Source organism: Pseudomonas sp. AS2.8 (assembly GCF_014190935.1).
Classification (GTDB): Bacteria; Pseudomonadota; Gammaproteobacteria; order Pseudomonadales; family Pseudomonadaceae; genus Chryseomonas.
The window spans coordinates 480,889-496,924 of record NZ_JACHVV010000002.1 but is presented as its reverse complement, the minus strand read 5'-3'; the positions used below and the strand labels follow the sequence as shown (position 1 = coordinate 496,924).

Here is a 16,036-nt window from a genome sequence, read left to right as displayed (position 1 = left end):
AGCGTCTTTGGAGGTCCGATGATCGTCCGTCCCGTCACCCGTGCCGATGTGCCCGCGCTGCTGCAGCTGGCGCAGGCGGCCGGCGCCGGTCTCACCACCCTGCCGGCCAGCGAAGAGCGCCTGGCGCAACGGGTGGAAAATGCCGAGCGCAGCTTTCTGCGCCAGGTCGAATCCGCCGATGCGGACTATCTGTTCGTCCTGGAAGAGGATGGCGAAGTCATCGGCATCGCCGGGATCGCCGCCGCCCTCGGCCTCCGTGAGCCCTGGTACAACTACCGGGTCGGCCTGACGGTGAGCGCCTCGCGCGAACTGGACATCCATCGGCAGATCCCCACGCTGTTCCTGGCCAACGACATGACCGGCAGCTCCGAACTCTGCTCGCTGTTCCTGCGCGCAGATCGGCGCGGTGGCGCGGCCGGGCGGCTCCTGTCCAAGTCCCGCTTCCTGTTCATCGCCGAATTCCGCGAGCTGTTCGCCGAGCGCATCATCGCCGAATTGCGCGGCATGTCCGACGACCAGGGCCGGTCACCCTTCTGGGAAGCGCTGGGCCGGCACTTCTTCAAGATGGAATTCTCCCAGGCGGACTATCTCACCGGCATCGGCAATCGCGGCTTCATCGCCGAGCTGATGCCACGCTTTCCGCTATACACCTGCTTCCTGTCGCCGGAAGCGCGCCAGGTGATCGGCCGGGTACACCCGGACACCGAGGCCGCGCGCCGGCTGCTGGAGGCCGAGGGTTTCAACTACCAGGGCTACGTCGACATCTTCGACGCGGGTCCGACCGTCGAGGCCGAGACCGCCAAGGTGCGCGCGATCCGCGACAGCCAGCGCCTGGTGCTGGCTGTCGGCACGCCGGGCGACGATGCCGAGGTCTATCTGATCCACAACCGCAAATGCCAGGACTGCCGCATCACCAGCGCCCGCGCGCGCCTGGCGTCCGGCACCCTGGTGGTCGATCTGGCCACTGCCCGCGAATTGCGGCTGATGGCCGGCGCCCAGGTGCGCGCCGTGCGCCTGATGCCCTGAGGAGAGCTCATGGATAGCCTCTATATCGCTGGTCAGTGGCGCCCCGGGCGCGGCGAGATCTTTACCTCGCTCGACCCCTACGCCGGTACCGCGCTCTGGCAGGGCGCCGCCGCGGACGCAGCGGACGTCGACCAGGCGATCGCCGCGGCGCGCCAGGCGTTTCCCGCCTGGGAAAGACGCGGCCAGGCCGCGCGCCTGGAGATCCTGCAGGCCTTCGCCCAGGCGCTGCAGCAACACCGTCCCGCGCTGACCCGGGCCTTGGCCGAGGAAACCGGCAAGCCGCTGTGGGAGACTGATACCGAGCTCGGCAGCATGATCGCCAAGGTGGCCATCTCCGCTCAGGCCGAGGCGGCCCGTGGCGGCGAGCGTTCAGCTAGCGTGGCGGACGCCCGCAGCGTCACCCGTCATCGGCCGCACGGCGTCCTGGCGGTCTTCGGCCCCTACAATTTCCCCGGTCATCTGCCCAATGGCCATATCGTCCCGGCGCTGCTGGCTGGCAACACGGTGGTGTTCAAGCCCAGCGAGCTGACCCCGCGTTTCGCCGCCCTGACCCTGGAATGCTGGATCGCCGCCGGGCTGCCGGCCGGGGTGCTCAATCTCGTGCAGGGCGGCCGGACCACCGGCGAGGCCCTGGCCGCGCATCCGGGCCTGGACGGCATCCTGTTTACCGGCTCCAGCGCCACCGGTGCGGCGCTGCATCGTCTCAATGCGCAGCGTCCTCAGCGATTGCTGGCCCTGGAGATGGGTGGCAACAATCCCCTGGTGGTGGCGCCGGTGGCCGATCTGGACGCCGCCGTGGTGACCATCGTCCAGTCGGCCTTCCTCTCCGCCGGACAGCGCTGCACCTGCGCCCGCCGCCTGCTCGTACCCCAGGGGGCCTGGGGCGATGCTCTGCTGGCGCGCCTGGTGAGTGTCAGTGCCGGGCTCAGCACCGGTCCGTTCGACGCCGATCCGCCGCCCTTCATGGGCACCGTCATTTCCCTCGCTGCTGCCCAGGCCCTGCTGCAGACCCAGGCACAGCGCCTGGCGCAGGGAGGTCGGGCACTGCTGGAGCTGCGGCAGCCGGAACCTCAGCGGGCGTTGCTTACGCCGGGGATCATCGAGGTGTCGGCGATCGCCGACCTGCCCGATGAAGAGGTCTTCGGGCCGCTGTTGCAGGTCCAGCGCTACGGCGACTTCGACGAGGCCCTGGCGCTGGCCAACGCCACTCGCTTCGGCCTGGCGGCCGGGCTGCTGGCCGACGACCCGGCCCTCTACGAACGCTTCTGGCAGGGGGTGCGCGCCGGCATCGTCAACTGGAACCGGCCCCTGACCGGGGCGGCCAGTGCCGCGCCCTTCGGCGGCGTCGGTGCCTCGGGCAACCATCGACCCAGCGCCTACTACGCCGCGGACTACTGCGCCTTCCCGGTCGCCTCGCTGGAAAGCGACGCCCTGACCCTGCCCAGCCAACTGCCTCCAGGACTACAGCTATGAGTCACCACGCCCCTGCTGCTCGGGAGGTCAATTTCGACGGCCTGGTCGGTCCGACCCACAACTATGCCGGCCTGTCCTATGGCAACGTGGCCTCCCAGGCCAGCAAGCAGCAGTGCTCGAATCCGCGCGAGGCCGCGCGCCAGGGCCTGGCCAAGATGCAGGCGCTGATGGAGCTGGGTTTCGAGCAGGGCGTGCTGGCCCCCCACGAAAGACCCGACATCGCCTCGCTGCGCCGCCTGGGGTTCGCCGGCAGCGATGCCCAGGTGCTGGAGGGCGCGGCGCGCGAAGCCTTGCCGCTGCTCTTGTCCGCCAGTTCCGCGTCGGCCATGTGGACGGCCAACGCCGCCACCGTCAGCCCCAGCGCCGATACCCGAGACGGCCGGGTGCATTTCACCCCGGCCAACCTGGCCTGCAAGTTCCACCGCAGTCTCGAGCCCAGTACCACGGCGCGCATACTCCAGGCGATGTTTCGCGATCCCGCGCATTTCCAGCACCATGCGCCGCTGCCCTCGGTGGCCCAGTTCGGTGACGAGGGCGCGGCCAACCACACCCGCTTCAGTCACGACCACGGCGCCCCGGGCGTGGAATTCTTCGTCTTCGGTCGCAGCGCCTTCGATCCGCGCTATCCCGAGCCCCATCGCTATCCGGCCCGGCAGACCCTGGAAGCCTCCCAGGCCATCGCCCGCCTGCATGGCCTGAGTGAGGAGGGCGTGGTGTTCGCCCAGCAGAATCCGGCGGTGGTGGACCAGGGCGTCTTCCACAACGACGTCATCTCGGTGGGCAATGCCCAGGTGCTGTTCCACCACGAAGACGCCTTCCTCGACAGCGACCGCGTGCTCGACGAGTTGCAAGCCAAGCTCGCCCGACGCGGCGCCACCTTGCAGCGCCTCTGCGTGCGGCGCAGCGAGATCAGCGTCGGTGACGCCGTGCGCTCCTATCTGTTCAACAGCCAGTTGCTGGATCGACCGGGGCAGGGCGCATTGCTGGTGGTGCCCGACGAGTGCCGGCAGAATCCGGTGGTCTGGGACTATCTGCAGGCCCAGGTCAAGGGCGCAGGCCCGCTGGGTGAGGTCAAGGTCTTCGATCTCAAGCAGAGCATGCAGAACGGCGGCGGCCCCGCCTGCCTGCGCCTGCGGGTGGCGCTCACCGCCGAGGAGCTGGCCGCGGTGAATCCGGGGGTGCGCTTCACTCCAGCGCTGCATGCCCAGCTGCTCGACTGGGTGGATCGCCACTACCGCGACCGCCTGACACCTGCGGATCTCGCCGATCCCCAGTTGCTGGGCGAAGTCCGCACCGCCCTCGACGAGTTGACCCAGTTGCTGGGCCTCGGCTCGGTCTATCCCTTTCAATTGCCCTGACGTCCGGAGCCCCCATGAGCCACCTTCTCGATCTCATCCTCGAACCCACCGCCGACGAGCAGCAGACGCTGCAGGTCCAGCGCCTGGCCATCCGCCTGGCCGGTCGCGACCTCTGGCTGGAAGCCGATGGCGCTGGCGGCCTCAATATCTTCGCCGACTCCCAGGATGACGAAGAGCAGACCCCGGTCCTGGTGCTGCGCCCCCAGGCACTCAATGCCCTGGGCCTGTCCATCGCCCTGGAGACCTTCGCCGACGAAGGCGATGAGAATCATGTGCATGACGCCGATTGCGGTTGCGGCCACGATCATTGAGTATCTAGCCCCGACACGTCGCTCAGCGGAGTAGAGCATGGCTGCATCTGAACGTTATCGGTTGGCGCTTGGCCGCCTGCTGGACCTGACCCTGGCCGGCCGCGAGCCGACCGAGAAGATTCAACTGACTGCCGACGGCACCCGTCTCCACTGGCTGACCGAAGGCGTGCTGGAAGTCACCCCGCCGGTGGCGCGCGACAACCGCATGGACCTGCTGCTCTCGGCGGGCATCCATGGCAACGAGACGGCGCCCATGGAGCTGCTCGACGCGTTGCTCAGCGGCATCGCCAGCGGCGCCCTGCGTCCCGCCTGCCGCCTGCTGTTCATGTACGGCAATCCCGACGCCATGCGCCGGGGCACCCGCTATGTCGAACAGGATCTGAATCGCCTCTTCAATGGCCGCCATGCCCAGGCCGAGGGCTCCGAGGCGCAACGCGCCAACGACCTGGAGCGCCTGTCCGCGCAGTTCTTCAGCAAGCCCGATCGGGCGCGACTGCACTACGACCTGCACACCGCGCTGCGCGCCTCGGCGTTGCCGCGCTTCGCCCTGTATCCCTGGAGTGCCGGGCGCGAGCACTCGGAAGCCGAGCTGCAGCGCCTCGAAGCCGCCGGCATCGAGGCCGTGCTGCTCTACGACAAGCCGGGCATCACCTTCAGTGCCTATACCTACGCCGAATGCCAGGCCGAGGCCTTGACCCTGGAGCTGGGCCAGGCACGACCCTTCGGCGAGAACAGCGAGCTCGACCTGAGTCGCCTGCGCCTGCTGCTGGAAGCTCTGGTCGAAGGTCGCGAAGCCGAGCTGCCGCCACCGGATTCCTCGCTGCTGAGATTCCGCGTGGCGCGCCAGGTGTACAAGTCCAGTCCGCGCTTCCAGTTGCACCTGGCCGACGACGTGGCCAACTTCTCGCCGCTGCGCCAGGGTTCGCTGCTGGCCGAAGACGGCAGCGAGCGCTGGATCGTCGACGAGGCCGAGGCGCGCATCATCTTCCCCAATCCCAAGGTCGCCGTCGGCCTGCGGGCCGGACTCATCGTGGTCCCGGCATAAGGAGCGACCTCATGATCGATCTGCGCAGCGATACCGTCACCCAGCCCACGCCAGCTATGCGCCAGGCCATGCTGGCCGCCGAACTCGGCGACGACGTCTACGGCGAAGACCCCACGGTCACCCGTCTGGAACAGCGTCTGGCAGGCGATCTCGGGCTGGAAGCCGGACTCTTCGTGCCCAGCGGCACCATGAGCAACCTGCTCGGCCTGCTGGCGCACTGCGAGCGGGGCGACGAATACCTGGTCGGCCAGCAGGCCCACACCTACAAGTACGAGGGCGGCGGCGCCGCGGTACTCGGCTCCATCCAGCCGCAGCCCATCGAGATGGCCGCCGACGGCAGTCTCGACCTTGACCTGGTGCGCAGCTACATCAAGGCCGATGACTTCCATTTCGCCCGCACCCGGCTGCTGGCGCTGGAAAACACCATGCACGGCAAGGTGCTGCCACTCGCCTATCTGGCGGCGGCACGCGCCTTCACCCGGGAGCACGGCCTGGCCCTGCACCTGGATGGCGCGCGGCTGTACAACGCCGCGGTCAAGCTCGGCGTAACGGTGCGCGAGATCAGCCAGCATTTCGACTCGGTGTCGGTCTGCCTGTCCAAGGGCCTCGGCGCGCCGGTGGGTTCGGTGCTCTGCGGCGATGCCGCGCTCATCGCCAAGGCGCGGCGCTGGCGCAAGGTGGTGGGCGGCGGCATGCGCCAGGCCGGCATCCTCGCGGCCGCCGGTCTGCATGTCCTCGACCACCAGGTCGAGCGCCTGGCCGAGGACCACGCCCACGCGGCGCAACTCGGCACCGCCCTGGCCGAACTCGGCTATCAGGTGGAGCCGGTGCAGACCAACATGGTCTATCTCGCCCTGGGCGACGAGGCGCCGGCCCTGCAGGCCTTTTTGGCCGAGCATGGCATCCGTATCAGCCCGGCAGCGCGCCTGCGGCTGGTCACCCATCTGGACGTCAGTGCGGCCGATATCGAGGCGGTCATCGCCGCTTTCTCCGCCTACCGCCGCCGCTAAGGCTTCCGACGACGTTTTTCCTGCGCAACCGGGGCGACACCGGGGCGCGGGCGTCGATATACTCCCAGACATGCGTGTCCGTTTTCCACACGTGCCGCGTCTGCGGCGCCCGCTCCGTTCGTCTCGTCTGCGATCCAGTCGGATGCCCGTCACGCGCGTCGAAAAGCCCATTGTCTGGAATGAATATGAAAAGCGCCGAAATCCGTGAAGCCTTCCTCCGCTTCTTCGAAGAGAAGGGGCACACCCGGGTCGCCTCCAGTTCGCTGATCCCTGCGAACGATCCGACCCTGCTGTTCACCAACGCCGGGATGAACCAGTTCAAGGACTGCTTCCTCGGCATGGAAAAGCGCAGCTACACCCGCGCCGCCACCAGCCAGAAGTGCGTGCGCGCGGGCGGCAAGCACAACGACCTGGAGAACGTTGGCTACACGGCGCGTCACCACACGTTCTTCGAGATGCTGGGCAATTTCAGCTTCGGCGACTACTTCAAGCGCGACGCCATCACCTTCGCCTGGGAATTCCTCACCTCGCCCCAGTGGCTGGGTCTGCCCCGGGAAAAGCTCTGGGTCACCGTCTACGCCACCGATGACGAGGCCTACGACATCTGGACCAAGGAAGTCGGAGTGCCCGAGGCGCAGATGGTGCGCATCGGCGACAACAAGGGCGCGCCCTATGCCTCGGACAACTTCTGGACCATGGGAGACACCGGTCCCTGCGGTCCCTGCACCGAGATCTTCTTCGACCACGGTGCCGAGATCTGGGGCGGCCCGCCCGGCTCGCCGGAAGAAGACGGCGATCGCTACATCGAGATCTGGAACAACGTCTTCATGCAGTTCAACCGCACCGCCGATGGCGTCCTGCATCCGCTGCCGGCGCCCAGCGTCGACACCGGCATGGGCCTGGAGCGGGTCAGCGCGGTGCTGCAGCACGTGCATTCGAACTACGAGATCGACCTGTTCCAGCAACTGCTGGCGGCCTCGGCCGCAGCCATCGGCTGCGCCAACGACGACGCTCCGTCGCTCAAGGTGGTGGCCGACCACATCCGTTCCTGCAGCTTCCTGATCGCCGATGGCGTGCTGCCGTCCAATGAAGGCCGCGGCTACGTGCTGCGTCGCATCATTCGCCGCGCCTGCCGCCACGGCAACAAGCTGGGTGCCAAGGGCACCTTCTTCCACAAGATCGTCGCCGCCCTGGTGGCCGAGATGGGCCAGGCCTATCCCGAGCTGGTCCAGCAGCAGGCGCACATCGAGCGCGTACTGCGCACCGAGGAAGAGCAGTTCGCCAAGACCCTGGAGCAGGGCCTGAAGATCCTCGAACAGGATCTGGCGCAACTGCAGGGCGATACCATCCCCGGCGACGTGGTGTTCAAGCTCTATGACACCTACGGCTTCCCGGTCGACCTGACCAACGACATCGCCCGCGAGCGCAACCTCAACCTCGACGAGGCCGGTTTCGAGCGCGAAATGGAAGCCCAGCGCGAGCGCGCCCGCTCCGCCAGCGCCTTTGGCGTGGATTACAACAGCCTGGTCAAGGTCGAGGGCGAAACCCGCTTCCTCGGCTACGACACCACCAGTGCCTCGGGCACCATCGTCGCCCTGTACCGCGCCGGCCAGCCGGTGGACAGCCTGGCCGAAGGTGAGGAGGGCGTGGTCATCCTCGACCAGACGCCGTTCTATGGTGAATCCGGTGGCCAGGTCGGTGATACCGGTACCCTGGAAAGTGCCGGCGTTGGCTTTGCCGTGCGCGACACCACCAAGACCCAGGGTGCCTTCCTGCACCATGGCGTGGTCACCAAGGGCAGCCTCAACGTCGGCACCGCGCTCATGGCCCAGGTCGATGCCAGCCGCCGCCAGGGCATCGCCCTGAACCACTCCGGTACCCACCTGCTGCACGCCGCGCTGCGCCAGGTGCTGGGCGATCACGTCCACCAGAAGGGCTCCCTGGTTAACGACCAGCGCCTGAGATTCGACTTCAGCCACTTCGAGGCCATCAAACCCGAGGAGCTCAAGCGCATCGAGACCATCGTCAACGAAGAGATCCGCAAGAACAGCGCGGTGACCACCGAGGTCATGGCCATCGACGAGGCCAAGGCCCGTGGCGCCATGGCGCTGTTCGGCGAGAAGTACGGCGACGTGGTGCGCGTGGTCGGCATGGGCGGTGAATTCTCCGTTGAGCTGTGCGGCGGTACCCACGTCGCCCAGACCGGCGACATCGGCCTGCTCAAGCTGGTCAGCGAAGGCGGCGTGGCCTCCGGCGTGCGCCGCGTGGAAGCCATCACAGGCACGGCGGCCCTGGCCTACCTCAACGGCGCCGAGGAGCAGCTGCGCGAAGCCGCTAGCCTGCTCAAGGGCAGTCGCGACAACGTGCTGGACAAGCTGGCCGCGCTGGTCGAGCGCAATCGCCAGCTGGAAAAGGAAATCGAGCAGCTCAAGGCCAAGGCCGCCAGTGCCTCGGCCGGTGACCTGGTGGACCAGGCGCAGGACGTCAAGGGCGCCAAGGTGCTCACCGCCCGCCTCGATGGCCTCGACGGCAAGGCGCTGCTGGCGCTGGTCGACCAGCTCAAGAACAAGCTCGGCAGCGGCATGATCCTGCTGGGTGGCGAAGCCGACGGCAAGGTGGTGCTGGTGGCCGGCGTCACCGCCGACCTGACCGCCAGGCTCAAGGCCGGCGAGCTGATGAAGCGCGCCGCGGCCGTGGTCGGTGGCAAGGGCGGCGGTCGTCCGGACATGGCCCAGGGCGGCGGCAGCGATGCCAGCCAGCTCGAAGCGGCCCTGGCCTGTGCCGGCCAGTACGCCGAGGAAAGCCTCTAAGAGCGCTGCGGGTCGCCGGGGAGGGCGGCCCGCTTCCTCCCTCAACAACTTGAATCAGATTTTTCTGCGGACGGGCAGCAAGCAATGGCATTGATCGTACAGAAATTCGGCGGTACCTCGGTGGGTACGGTGGAGCGTATCGAGCAGGTCGCCGAGAAGGTGAAACGCTTCCATGAGGCGGGCGACCAGATCGTGGTGGTGGTATCGGCCATGAGTGGCGAGACCAATCGCCTGATCGGCCTCGCCAAGCAGATCATGGAGCAACCCGATCCGCGCGAGTTGGATGTCATGGTGTCCACCGGCGAGCAGGTCACCATCGGCCTGCTGGCCATGGCGCTGCTCAAGCGCGGCGTCCAGGCGGTGTCCTATACCGGCAGCCAGGTGCGCATCCTCACCGACAGCGCCCACACCAAGGCGCGCATCCAGCAGATCGACGACGCCCGCATCCGCGCCGACCTCAAGGCGCGCAAGGTGGTGGTCGTGGCAGGCTTCCAGGGCGTCGATGAGCAGGGCAACATCACCACCCTGGGCCGGGGTGGCTCCGACACCACCGGCGTGGCCCTGGCGGCCGCGCTGAAGGCCGACGAGTGCCAGATCTACACCGATGTCGACGGCGTCTACACCACCGATCCGCGCGTGGTGCCCCAGGCCCAGCGCCTGGACAAGATCACCTTCGAGGAAATGCTGGAAATGGCCAGCCTCGGCTCCAAGGTGCTGCAGATCCGTTCGGTGGAGTTCGCCGGCAAGTACAACGTGCCGCTGCGCGTGCTGCACAGCTTTCAAGAGGGTCCGGGCACCCTCATTACCCTTGATGAAGAGGAATCCATGGAACAGCCGATCATCTCCGGCATCGCCTTCAACCGTGACGAAGCCAAGCTGACCATTCGCGGTGTGCCGGATACCCCCGGCGTGGCCTTCAAGATCCTCGGCCCGATCAGCGCGGCCAACATCGAAGTCGACATGATCGTGCAGAACGTCGCGCACGATAACACCACCGACTTCACCTTCACCGTGCACCGCAACGACTACCAGGCGGCCCTGGAGATCCTCAAGCGCACCGGCGTCGAGATCGGTGCCCGGGAGTCCGTGGGTGACATCAAGATCGCCAAGGTTTCTATCGTCGGCGTTGGCATGAGATCCCATGCCGGTGTGGCCAGCCAGATGTTCGAAGCCTTGGCCAAGGAGAGCATCAACATCCAGATGATCTCCACCTCCGAAATCAAGGTGTCGGTGGTCATCGAGGAGAAATACCTCGAGCTGGCCGTCCGTGCCCTGCATACCGCTTTCGAGCTCGACGCCCCCGCACGCGGCGCCGAGTGACCGGTCAGATGAGGTCCCTGCCACAGGGACCTCATCTGACGCGGGTTCTGCGGAACTTTACTTGCATGGACAGAGGTCAATAGCGACTAGAGGGTCCATTCAGGGATCGTTTCGGTTCATACGTGCAGACTGAGTTAAAGCTTAAGGAGAATGGAATGCTTATTTTGACTCGTCGGGTTGGTGAGACCCTGATGGTGGGTGATGAAGTCACCGTGACGGTACTGGGAGTCAAGGGCAACCAGGTCCGCATCGGCGTCAATGCACCCAAGGAAGTCGCGGTTCATCGCGAGGAAATCTATCAGCGCATCCAGAAGGAAAAGGACCAAGAACCAAACCACTGATTTTTTTTGAATTTTTCTCTTTGCAAACGGGCAAACCTTCGATATAGTTTCGCCCCGTTGCGGTGAGGTGGCCGAGTGGCCGAAGGCGCTCCCCTGCTAAGGGAGTACACCTCAAAAGGGTGTCGAGGGTTCGAATCCCTCCCTCACCGCCATTTGCTTCAAACTGGCTCCGCTGTACTGACCGATTGGTAAGTACCTGATAAACAAGAAAATTTTCTTGACACGTCAGAAACGGAGGCTAGAATACGCAGCTTCAACGCACTCGTAGCTCAGCTGGATAGAGTACTCGGCTACGAACCGAGCGGTCGGAGGTTCGAATCCTCCCGAGTGCGCCAAATCGACGAAGCCTCTGGCTTCAGCAGTACCAGCGGTGTTCTGGCTAAACGCACCGAAACGCACTCGTAGCTCAGCTGGATAGAGTACTCGGCTACGAACCGAGCGGTCGGAGGTTCGAATCCTCCCGAGTGCGCCAAACATGAAGAAGGGCCTGCAGCGATGCAGGCCCTTTTTTATTGTCCGTGGATTCGTGCCAGTATCCGCGACCGATGACCTGGCCAGGTTCGTATCCGGTCCGGCTTCCCGTCTTTCGACCTTGCCCGCGAGAGGGTCTCTTCATGCAGTGGGACAGACCGACGCCCCATCTCCTGCCGCTGCGCATCGGTGCCGAGCACATCGACGGCCTGGGCCATGCCAACAACGCCGTCTACGTCGGCTGGCTCGAACAGTGCGCCTGGCAGCATTCGGCGGCCCTGGGCCTGGATCTGGCCACCTTCCAGCGCCTGGATCGCGCCATGGCCGTGGTGCGCCACGAGATCGACTACCTCAGCAGTGGCTACCAGGACGATGAGCTGGTGCTGGGCACCTGGCTGGTGGACTGGGACCGCCGCCTGCGCATGACCCGGCAATTCCAGCTGCAGCGCCCCGCCGATGGCGTGACCCTGCTGCGCGCCCGGACGACCTTCGTTTGTATCGAGCTGTCTTCCGGCAAGCCCAGGCGCATGCCGCCCGAATTCCTGGCCGGCTACGGCCAGGCGCTGCCTGACGAGGACCTCTGAGCATGGAGATCGCCCTGGCGCCCATGGAGGGCCTCGTCGACGACATTCTGCGCGAACTGCTGACCGAGGTGGGTGGACTCGACTGGTGCGTGAGCGAATTCATCCGCGTCTGCGATCGTCTGCTGCCGGCGGCGGCCTTCGCCAAGCTGGCACCGGAGCTGGAGCAGGGCGCGCGTACGCCGTCCGGTACGCCGATGCGGCTGCAGCTGCTGGGCTCGGATCCGGCCTGCCTGGCCGACAATGCGGCCTTCGCCTGCACCCTGGGCGCGCCGGTGATCGATCTCAACTTCGGCTGCCCGGCCAAGACCGTCAACAAGTCGCGCGGCGGGGCGGTGCTGCTCAAGGAGCCCGAGCTGCTCAACCGCATCGTCGCGAGCGTGCGCCAGGCCGTTCCGGCGCACATTCCGGTCACCGCCAAGATGCGCCTGGGCTATGACAGCCCGAACAGCGCCCTGGCCTGCGCCGAGGCGCTGGCGGAGGGTGGCGCGGCTCAGCTGGTGGTCCATGCGCGGACCAAGGTCGAGGGCTACAAGCCGCCGGCGCACTGGGAGTGGGTGGCGCGGGTGGCGGACCGGGTGTCCGTGCCGGTGCTGGCCAATGGCGAGATCTGGACCCTGGACGACTACTGGCGCTGTCGCAGCGTCAGCGGCCAGGCCTCGGTCATGCTGGGGCGCGGCCTGGTCTCGCGACCGGACCTGGCGCTGCAGATCGCCGCTGCCGTACGCGGAGAAGAGACCGTCCCGCAAAGCTGGGCCGAGATCCTGCCGCGGGTGCAGCGCTTCTGGAGCATGGCGCAACGCAAGCTGGCGCCGCGCTATGCCCCGGGACGCCTCAAGCAGTGGCTTGGCATGCTGACGCGCAGCTATCCCGAGGCGGCGGCCCTGTTCGCCCAGGTGCGGCGCGAATCCGACTGCGCCCTGATCGACCGCCTGCTCGGCATGACCGGACAAAACCCGGCAAACCTTGATCTCGATCAAGAGCGGCGGCTGCAACTCGTCTAGTCTGCAGGGAGTGGTGACGACGGAGCGTCGTCGCTCGAGCACGCAAGGCACTTCAGGCGACCCCGGGTCGCCTTTTTTTCGTCCGGGACAACCGCTGGAACTTCGCCTGGGCCGCGCGGCCTATGCTGGATCCCCCGCAATCCAAGAGCCGACGTGCGTCTACCCTGGACGGTCTTTCTCGCTCCCACGCCGACGGCGCTCCTCTTTGCCGGCAAGACCCTGTTCGCCGCCGGACTGGCGCTCTGGCTGGCCTTCCGCTTCAGTCTCGAACAGCCGGTCTGGGCCTGCATGACGGTAATGATCGTCTCCCAGCCGCTGTCCGGCATGGTGCTGGCCAAAGGATTGTTCCGCCTGCTCGGCACCGTCGCCGGTACCTGCATGGCGGTGGTGCTGATGGGCTTCTTCGCCCAGACGCCCTGGCTGTTCCTGCTCGCCCTGGCCGGCTGGATGGCGCTGTGCACGGCGGCCTCGACGCTGTTGCGTAATCACGTCGCCTATGGCTTCGTACTGGCCGGCTATACCGTCGCCATCATCGGCCTGCCCGCCATCGCCCATCCGCTGACGGTGTTCGACCAGGCGGTGGCCCGCTGTACCGAGATCTGCCTGGGGATCGTCGTGGCCTCGGCGGTGAGCGCACTGTTCTGGCCGCAACGGGTGGAGCAGAACCTGGCCGCCCAGGCACGCCGCACCTGGGAGCAGGGCGTGGCGGCGGCCCGGGCGGAGCTGGCCGAGGCCCAGGATGCCACCCAGGGGCTGCTGGCCATGCTCGGCCAGGTGGTGGCGGTCGATGCGCAGCGCGATCACGCCTGGTTCGAAGGCCAACGCGGCCGGCAGCGCGCCAGGGCGTTGCGGCTGTTATCGCGGGACCTGCTCAGCCTGCTGCGCACCGCTCGCGGCGCCATGCGCCAGTGGCGTGGCCTGGACGAGCCACGGAGGGCCGCGCTGCAGCCCTGGCGCGACGAACTGCTGGTGACCCTGGCCGACCCCCAGGCTCCGGCGCTGGAGGCCCTTCTGCAGCGTCTGAGAGCGGCTGCCGGCACCTCGCCCCAGCTCGACAACGACCAGCGCTACCTGCTGGCCCGCTTCGCCATCTTGCTGGACAAGATCCTGCTCGCCGGTCGCGCCCTGGACAGCGTCCATACGGCCCGGCTCAGTGCCGTGGCACCCTCGGCGCTGGCCCGCCATCGCGATGTCCAGACGGCGCTGCTCTATGGCCTGCGCAGCGCCTGTGCGTTGCTGGCCGTGGGCGTGTTCTGGCTGGCCAGTGCCTGGCCGTCCGCGCCCGGCGCCATGCTGATGGCCGGCGTCATCTGCAGCCTGTTCGCCAATCGCGACAACGCCGCCGCCATCGGCCTCGGTTTCCTGCGGGGCATTCTCTATGCAGCGCCGGTCGCCATCCTGATCAGCCAGGTGCTGCTGCCGCAGATCAGCGGCTATCCGCTGCTGTGCCTGGTGCTGGGGGTGCCGCTGTTCTTCGCCGCCCTGGGGATGGCCGGGCCTCCCGGCGTAGTGGGAACGGCGACGGCCTTCGCCATCCATCTGCTGGTGCTGGTCTCGCCCAACAACCACGGCCAGGTGGAGATGGGCGCCTTGCTCAACCAGCTGCAGAGTCTATTGATCGGTGTCGGGTCGGCCGTGCTCATGTTCCGCCTGATCAGCCTGCGCACGCCGCGGCGCACCAGTCGCCGGATCCTCGAGGCCACCACCTACGACCTGCAGCGGCTGACCACGGTCCCCCTGGCCAATGCCGAGACCTGGTTCGGCGGGCGCATGGCGGATCGCCTGCTGCTGCTGGCGCGGCATATCGAGCAGTTGTCGGCCGATGAGCGCGGGCGCTGGGAGCAGGGGCTGCTGGCACTGGACCTGGGTAATGAACTGCTGCACCTGCGGGCCTGCCTGGCGGGGGCGCAGGGCGAAGTGGCACGGGCGCGGGATGCCTTTCTCGGGCGCTTCGCCGAGCAACTGGCGGTGGGCTTCGGTGACCTGCAGCCGGGGGCGCTGGACACGGCGGCGGAGCGCCTGCGCCTGGCGCTGGACCAGGCTCCCGACGATGAACCGCGTCGCCTGGCGCGCGGAGCCATCGGCCAGCTCCAGCAGACCTGGTGTGGCTGTTGTCTAGAGGCAGTAGCGGAGGAGGGCGCGGATGAATCTGCATGAATGGGCCATCGGCGGGGTCTATCTGGGGCCGCTGTTCGTCTATGGCGTCCTGGCGCTGCTGCTGACGGCGCTGTCGCTGTGGCTGCTGCAGCGCAGCGGCCTCGGCCGCCATCTGTGGCACAGCGCCCTGTTCGGCTGTGCGCTGTTCGTGCTCTGGCTGGCCGGCCTCGTTGCCGTCCTGGCCACCTGAGCCCCTTACAAAAGGATCCCCAAGGCGATGCACAAGACCCTGCGTGTGGCGATAACCCTGATCGTGGTACTGCTGGCCATCCTGGCCGGTACCTGGCTGTGGCATTTCTATCTCTACACACCCTGGACCCGCGATGCGCGGGTGCGGGCGGATGTGGTGGTGGTGGCGCCCGACGTGTCGGGCTGGGTGACGCGCCTGGCGGTGGTGGACAACCAGCTGGTGAAGCGCGGCGACCTGCTCCTGCAGATCGATCAGCAGCGTTACCAGGCCAATCTCGACCACGCCAAGGCGGTGGCCGATACGCGCCAGCAGCAGTTGCGCCTGCGCGAGAGCGAGTCGGCGCGGCGCCAGCGGCTGGGCTCCAGCGCCATCAGCGCCGAGGATCGCGAGACCGCCCAGGTCAACGTGGCGGTCGCCCGCAGCCAGTACCAGGAAGCCCTGAGCGACGTGAACCTGGCCCAGATCAACCTGGATCGCAGCCGGGTGCTGGCGCCACGGGAGGGGCGGATCACCAACCTCAGATTCGCCGAGGGCAACTATGTGCAGACCGGCCAGGCGGTGATGGCGCTGGTGGATACCCGCTCCTTCTACGTCATGGCCTATTTCGAGGAGACCAAGATTCCCCACATCCATCCCGGCGATGCGGTACGGGTGCGCCTGATGAACCAGGCAGCGCCGCTGCAGGGACGGGTGGCGAGCATCAGTAGCGGCATCACCGACCGCAATGCGGCCAACGATGCCCAGTTGCTGGCCACCGTCGAGCCGACCTTCAACTGGGTGCGCCTGGCACAGCGCATTCCAGTGCGTATCGAACTACTCGACGTACCCGCGGATATCCACCTCAGCGCGGGGATGACGGCGAGCGTTTCGGTGGTCGATGGCGAGGGTCACCACCCGCTACAGGGCTGGCGTCGGCTCTGGGATTACTGAGGTCTGGAG

General features: G+C 67.0%; 14 protein-coding genes and 3 tRNA genes. All 17 read left to right on the top strand.

All coding sequences use genetic code 11. The features are described 5' to 3' along the window. Nucleotides 1-18 precede the first annotated feature (18 nt). The 17 genes from astA to FHR73_RS09235 all read left to right on the top strand — a co-directional run bounded on the left by astA (nt 19) and on the right by FHR73_RS09235 (nt 16,027). Nucleotides 19-1,026, top strand: coding sequence for an arginine N-succinyltransferase (astA, locus tag FHR73_RS09315; protein WP_183630626.1), 1,008 nt, complete (start codon nt 19-21; stop codon nt 1,024-1,026). Between the two features lie 9 nt (nt 1,027-1,035). Then, nucleotides 1,036-2,499: a succinylglutamate-semialdehyde dehydrogenase gene (astD, locus tag FHR73_RS09310; RefSeq protein WP_183630625.1), complete on the top strand. Its 1,464-nt coding sequence runs from the start codon at nt 1,036-1,038 to the stop codon at nt 2,497-2,499. Continuing rightward, nucleotides 2,496-3,857: an N-succinylarginine dihydrolase gene (gene astB, locus FHR73_RS09305; RefSeq protein WP_183630624.1), complete on the top strand. Its 1,362-nt coding sequence runs from the start codon at nt 2,496-2,498 to the stop codon at nt 3,855-3,857. Before astD ends, astB begins: the two co-directional genes overlap by 4 nt. A 14-nt stretch (nt 3,858-3,871) precedes the next feature. Next, on the top strand, nt 3,872-4,168 hold the full coding sequence (locus tag FHR73_RS09300; RefSeq protein WP_183630623.1) for a GTPase: 297 nt from the start codon (nt 3,872-3,874) through the stop codon (nt 4,166-4,168). A 37-nt stretch (nt 4,169-4,205) separates the two neighbouring features. Next, complete coding sequence (gene astE, locus FHR73_RS09295) at nt 4,206-5,213, top strand: succinylglutamate desuccinylase (RefSeq protein ID WP_133859551.1); 1,008 nt, start codon at nt 4,206-4,208, stop codon at nt 5,211-5,213. A gap of 11 nt (nt 5,214-5,224) precedes the next feature. After that, complete coding sequence (ltaE, locus tag FHR73_RS09290) at nt 5,225-6,223, top strand: low-specificity L-threonine aldolase (protein ID WP_183630622.1); 999 nt, start codon at nt 5,225-5,227, stop codon at nt 6,221-6,223. 185 nt (nt 6,224-6,408) lie between these two features. Next, nucleotides 6,409-9,033, top strand: a complete 2,625-nt coding sequence (gene alaS, locus FHR73_RS09285) for an alanine--tRNA ligase (RefSeq protein ID WP_183630621.1) — start codon at nt 6,409-6,411, stop codon at nt 9,031-9,033. Nucleotides 9,034-9,117: 84 nt separating this feature from the next. Then, the gene (locus FHR73_RS09280; RefSeq protein WP_183630620.1) at nt 9,118-10,353 is read left to right on the top strand and encodes an aspartate kinase; all 1,236 of its coding nucleotides are present in this window, start codon (nt 9,118-9,120) and stop codon (nt 10,351-10,353) included. Between the two features lie 155 nt (nt 10,354-10,508). Continuing rightward, nucleotides 10,509-10,694 (top strand): carbon storage regulator CsrA, encoded by a 186-nt coding sequence (gene csrA / locus FHR73_RS09275; RefSeq protein ID WP_007159101.1) that lies wholly within the window; start codon nt 10,509-10,511, stop codon nt 10,692-10,694. Between the two features lie 61 nt (nt 10,695-10,755). Next, a tRNA-Ser gene (locus tag FHR73_RS09270) sits at nt 10,756-10,846 on the top strand. Between the two features lie 106 nt (nt 10,847-10,952). After that, nucleotides 10,953-11,029: transfer RNA gene (locus FHR73_RS09265), tRNA-Arg, on the top strand. Between the two features lie 60 nt (nt 11,030-11,089). Next, nucleotides 11,090-11,166: transfer RNA gene (locus FHR73_RS09260), tRNA-Arg, on the top strand. A 142-nt stretch (nt 11,167-11,308) separates the two neighbouring features. Continuing rightward, nucleotides 11,309-11,749, top strand: coding sequence for a thioesterase family protein (locus FHR73_RS09255; protein WP_183630619.1), 441 nt, complete (start codon nt 11,309-11,311; stop codon nt 11,747-11,749). A 2-nt stretch (nt 11,750-11,751) separates the two neighbouring features. Continuing rightward, a complete protein-coding gene (locus FHR73_RS09250) occupies nt 11,752-12,750 on the top strand; it encodes a tRNA-dihydrouridine synthase (RefSeq protein WP_183630618.1) in 999 nt (332 codons plus the stop codon). A 153-nt stretch (nt 12,751-12,903) separates the two neighbouring features. Beyond that, nucleotides 12,904-14,907, top strand: a complete 2,004-nt coding sequence (locus FHR73_RS09245; RefSeq protein ID WP_183630616.1) for an FUSC family protein — start codon at nt 12,904-12,906, stop codon at nt 14,905-14,907. Next, nucleotides 14,894-15,097, top strand: a complete 204-nt coding sequence (locus tag FHR73_RS09240) for a DUF1656 domain-containing protein (RefSeq protein ID WP_042135685.1) — start codon at nt 14,894-14,896, stop codon at nt 15,095-15,097. Before FHR73_RS09245 ends, FHR73_RS09240 begins: the two co-directional genes overlap by 14 nt. Nucleotides 15,098-15,124: 27 nt before the next feature. Further along, nucleotides 15,125-16,027, top strand: a complete 903-nt coding sequence (locus tag FHR73_RS09235; protein ID WP_183630615.1) for an HlyD family secretion protein — start codon at nt 15,125-15,127, stop codon at nt 16,025-16,027. The last annotated feature ends 9 nt before the right edge of the window (nt 16,028-16,036 follow it).